General features: G+C 60.1%; 5 protein-coding genes. 4 read left to right on the plus strand and 1 reads right to left on the minus strand.

From position 1 onward, the window contains the following. Positions 1–77 precede the first annotated feature (77 nt). Entirely contained in the window at positions 78–263 is a 186-nt protein-coding gene (locus tag GQO94_RS20615; RefSeq protein WP_156843245.1) for a helix-turn-helix domain-containing protein, read from the minus strand. A 58-nt stretch (positions 264–321) separates the two neighbouring features. Here GQO94_RS20615 and GQO94_RS20620 point away from each other — a divergent pair, with 58 nt between their 5' ends. The 4 genes from GQO94_RS20620 (at position 322) to GQO94_RS20635 (ending at position 3,979) form a co-directional block, all read left to right on the plus strand. Next, on the plus strand, positions 322–1,131 hold the full coding sequence (locus GQO94_RS20620) for an 8-oxoguanine DNA glycosylase (protein WP_156843246.1): 810 nt from the start codon (positions 322–324) through the stop codon (positions 1,129–1,131). A gap of 418 nt (positions 1,132–1,549) precedes the next feature. After that, positions 1,550–2,740 (plus strand): PfkB family carbohydrate kinase, encoded by a 1,191-nt coding sequence (locus GQO94_RS20625; protein WP_198046090.1) that lies wholly within the window; start codon positions 1,550–1,552, stop codon positions 2,738–2,740. After that, the gene (locus tag GQO94_RS20630; RefSeq protein ID WP_198046091.1) at positions 2,737–3,330 is read left to right on the plus strand and encodes a 7-cyano-7-deazaguanine synthase; all 594 of its coding nucleotides are present in this window, start codon (positions 2,737–2,739) and stop codon (positions 3,328–3,330) included. The genes GQO94_RS20625 and GQO94_RS20630 overlap by 4 nt, the downstream gene beginning before the upstream one ends. Beyond that, positions 3,314–3,979 carry a nitroreductase family protein gene (locus GQO94_RS20635; protein ID WP_156843248.1) on the plus strand — a complete coding sequence of 222 codons (666 nt, stop codon included), beginning with the start codon at positions 3,314–3,316 and terminating at the stop codon, positions 3,977–3,979. The genes GQO94_RS20630 and GQO94_RS20635 overlap by 17 nt, the downstream gene beginning before the upstream one ends. Positions 3,980–4,096 lie beyond the last annotated feature (117 nt).

Consider the following 4,096-nt stretch of genomic DNA (forward strand, 5'->3'; position numbering starts at 1 on the left):
CGCTGTAGATCCCCACACCTCCCTGACTCGGCAGAAAGGCTTCAAGGTGGACGACTTTTACGCCGCCCGCAGCAGGACTATCCCGCCGCTACCGTGGTCGAATATTGCTCCGCCGTTCTCAGCAGCTTCAATGAAAGCTCGGCTTTCCCGTTGATTACCTTGCTGTAGTGGCCCTGCGTCACGCCAAGTGTCAGGCTGATCTCAGCCTGCGAAATCCGTGCAGCAAGCCGGATTCGTTCAATCTCATGGATCACTTCAGCCATTGCGCAGGAATAAAATGCATCATACTATGCATATATGCATTCATCAAAACGCCAGTCAATGCAGCAGGTTCTCTCGTATCGCCATGGAGAGTTGGTCGAACTGACGCTTCCTGCGGCGACGACGCGCGTCTTCGGACACCAGCTGCGATGGGGCCGAGCCGAGGAGATCGGCACTCCGGCCTATTGGACAGCACAAACATGGATGTGGGAAACCGAAGACCCAGACCACTATCGTTTGGGCCGCACCCTGCGCGAAGAAATGCTCGCCTGCCTGCTCGGTGGTTATGGGATACCGGCAGAAGTTGGCTTGGCCGCTTATGATCGTCTGCGGGCTGCTCCGGCAGATGCTCTGGAGGATGAGCACTCCGTTCTGGAGATGTTGACCACTCCACTGGAAGTTAAGGGGCGCCCCGTACGCTATCGCTTCGCACGTCAAAAGGCCCGCCATGTTGCGCTATGTGTGGCGGGCTTAGCAGACATCGATACGGACGCTGGTGATCGCGATCTGCGTGACGCGCTGGTCGGCTTATCAGGCATCGGCCCCAAAACCGCATCATGGATTGTGCGCAATTGGCGCGACAGTGATGAGGTATCGATCCTCGACATTCACATCATCCGCGCATGCCAGTCGCTTGGACTGTTCGATGCCGCATGGCGGGTGGAGCGCCATTATGCGCAGATGGAGGCGGCTTATCTCGCTTTCGCGAAGGCTGTTGGCGCTCGAGCGTCCATACTGGATTCTGTCATTTGGATGACAATGCGACAGCTTCCGCAAGATATCGTTGCAAATCTAAATGTAAAATATGGGCGCATTCAGAAGAATAGGACGCCCAAAGTGGTCGACATTCGCCAAGCAGTATTGATATAGTTCCAATCGGGCGTTGATGTTCGATCGGAGGTCTCGTGTCAGGAAGTGGCGGTTCGCGTGACGATGGATATTCTGCAACTCCTGCACGGGTGACGCCGAGCAAGCCAGGGGCCGGCGGTGGTGGCAGTGGTGCAGGTGGCGATCCAGACCCCTGCGATATCGTTGAGACAGCAGCACTGAATAGCCTTCAGCCCGGCGCAGTCGGAGCGTTGAAGGTAGGCGACATCCTGACCGTCAACCTGAACCGCTCAGGTCCGAACCCCGTCGTGGAAGTCTTGGGCCCGGGCGGCCAAAGGGTCGGCGCGCTGACGCATCGCGGGCACGTGCGGATCATCGGGTGCATCGACCAGGGCCGCGCGTATGTGGCTGTGGTTCTGTCGATCCGTGGCGGTGCCGTTGAGGTTCGGATTGAGCCTGCGTGATCACAGTCGCCGGCGGGCTTTACGTTGAGCGGTGCATCGAGCCGCGGTGGGATGACGCCTATGGATCGGGCGGACGAGCGGCCGCTGCCCTGAGCGGCGCCGTTCCGGGCATTAGGCTTCACACCTATCGCAACGCCAGCCTCGACGATGCAGAAGCCAGCTTGAAGTCGGCTTACGGCATCCTCGTCGATGGACCGGTGGCGGATCGAGAGATCGCCTTCGACTACTTCCATTCGCTGGCCACGCCCAAGATTACGCCGAGACCGGACGCGATTCCACGCCATCCGGCGTTCGAGGTCAGCGACGATGTGGTGCTGCGCTTCGGTATGCTTGAAGGCGACGCGAAGGTATCGGCCAAGGTTGCGGTTTATGATCCGCAGTCAGCTTTCGATCCCCGCCCATTTGCGGAGAATGGGTCACGCGCAGACAAGCTCGCCGTCATTCTGAACCGTCAGGAGGCACGCCAGTTCTCGGGCAAGGATGACCCTCACGAGGGCGCTGCCGCTCTGCTCGAGCGGAACGAAGCAGATGTCGTGGTTGTCAAGATGGGCGGCCATGGCGCGCTTGTCGCCGCGCGCGATGGTCGTTGGCAGGTGCCAGCCTACCGTAGCGAGACCGTTTTCAAGATTGGCTCGGGAGACGTGTTCTCTGCAGCTTTCACGCAGTTTTGGGCGCTGGAGCAGCGTTCGCCTGCGGAAGCGGCCGATTTGGCTTCGCGCGCAACGAGCCATTATGTGAACACGCATGGCCTGCCCATCCCGTCGGCAGAGGCCCTGATGAAGATGGCGGCAGAGCCGGTCATACCGGGGACCGGCAAAATCTACATTGCCGCTCCGTTCTTCAATCTGGCGGAGCGCTGGGTGGTTGAAGAGGTCCGCAATCAGTTGCTCTCAATGAATGTCCCGGTGTTTTCGCCGCTGCATGACGTTGGTGAAGGACCCGGGGAAGTTGTGGCCCCCTTGGATTTGCAGGGGCTCGATGAGTGCCAAGCCGTATTGGCTATCCTCAACGGGGCGGACGCTGGCACGATCTTCGAGATTGGCTACGCGGTCGCCCGCGATATTCCGGTGGTAGGCTTGGCACAGAACATGCGGCCGGAGGATGTGAAGATGCCGACGGGCAGCGGATGTCGGATCGTCGGTGACCTAGTTTCCGCGATTTACCACGCGGTATGGGCGCTGCGGTGAAAGCGGTACTGCTTTCTGGCGGTGTGGACTCGATTGCGCTGACGCACTGGCAACGGCCTGAATATGCGATCACCATCGATTATGGTCAGCGTGCGGCCGAGACTGAGCTCGCCGCCGCTGCTCATATCGCGGGCTTGCTTGGTGTCAGGCATGAGATCATCCGGGTTGATTGCAGTTCGCTGGGTTCTGGCGACATGGCCGCTCAACCTGCATCGGTCCATGCACCGGTTCCTGAATGGTGGCCATTTCGGAATCAGTTGTTGCTGACCCTGGCTGGAATGCGAGCGACGGCCATTGGCGTTGACGAGCTGATGCTTGGATCAGTGGCTTCGGATGGATCTCATGCCGACGGAAGGCCTGAGTTTTACGCTCAGGTCGACTCTCTTATGGCGATGCAGGAAGGCGCTATTCGTGTGACGGCGCCCGCGGTGGGCATGTCGACGGTCGAGTTGGTACAGCGTTCTGGTGCACCGCGCGAGATCATCGGTTGGGCACATTCCTGCCATACCGGGCCCTTAGCGTGTGGCGGTTGCCGTGGATGCGTAAAGCACTACGAAGTTATGAGAGATTTGTATGGCGTGCCATACTGATCCGGAACCGGCACCCCGCTTTGACGGGAATCCCAGCCGACGGTTGATCGAGCCCGGACCGGTTCAACTCCTTCCCCGCGATGTGCGGACGCCAGATGCCGGCTTCTTCGAGGTGTTAGGGACCCGTCGGTCCGGCATCGGTGGCCCCCTGGACATCGACGATCTGTCTGCTCTCCTATGGCATTCGACGGCTTTGCGCAGCCGGACGCCGGGGCGGTTTGGGGTGCCGGCCGAGAGCAGGAATTCGCCATCGGGGGGTGGGCTTCACCCCATCAGGTTGCTCGTCCTGCCCTTGGAGGATGGCGCTGCCGGCTTCTACGATGACCAGCAGCATGGACTTATGCCTGTCGGGGCGGCTGCCTTAGCGGTTAATCGCGAGAGCATTTCGACGATCTTGGGCCATGGCCACGGCACAACTGTCCAATTCGCCGCCGATCGGGCTTTGCTTGATGCCTGCTACCGCAATGCGAGCAGCATCCTATGGCGAGATGCCGGCGCGCTGATCACGACGATGTGCCTGATTGCAACGGCGCTGGGCATTGCCGCATGCCCGGTTGGACGAGTTGGCAATGATGTGGTGGTTGCGGCGGGCGTCGCAGAGGGCTTTGTTGGGGCCGGTGCGGTCCACTTTGGGGGAGCCATTGACTAGGCTTCGTGGACAAAGGGTATCCAGAGTTTGACTGAGGCGAGAGCGACGAAGCCAAGGTAGGATTCCCTGGTTTTGTCGTAGCGGGTCGCGATGCGCCGCCAGTTCTTGAGTTTGTTG

This window comes from Novosphingobium aquimarinum (assembly GCF_009746585.1).
In the GTDB taxonomy this organism is placed as follows: domain Bacteria; phylum Pseudomonadota; class Alphaproteobacteria; order Sphingomonadales; family Sphingomonadaceae; genus Novosphingobium; species Novosphingobium aquimarinum.

Bases quoted from the DNA above. Each gene is read 5' to 3' on its own strand.
- GQO94_RS20615 (WP_156843245.1), bottom strand. From the start codon at position 263: ATGGCTGAAGTGATCCATGAGATTGAACGAATCCGGCTTGCTGCACGG.
- GQO94_RS20620 (WP_156843246.1), top strand. From the start codon at position 322: ATGCAGCAGGTTCTCTCGTATCGCCATGGAGAGTTGGTCGAACTGACG.
- GQO94_RS20635 (WP_156843248.1), top strand. From the start codon at position 3,314: ATGGCGTGCCATACTGATCCGGAACCGGCACCCCGCTTTGACGGGAAT.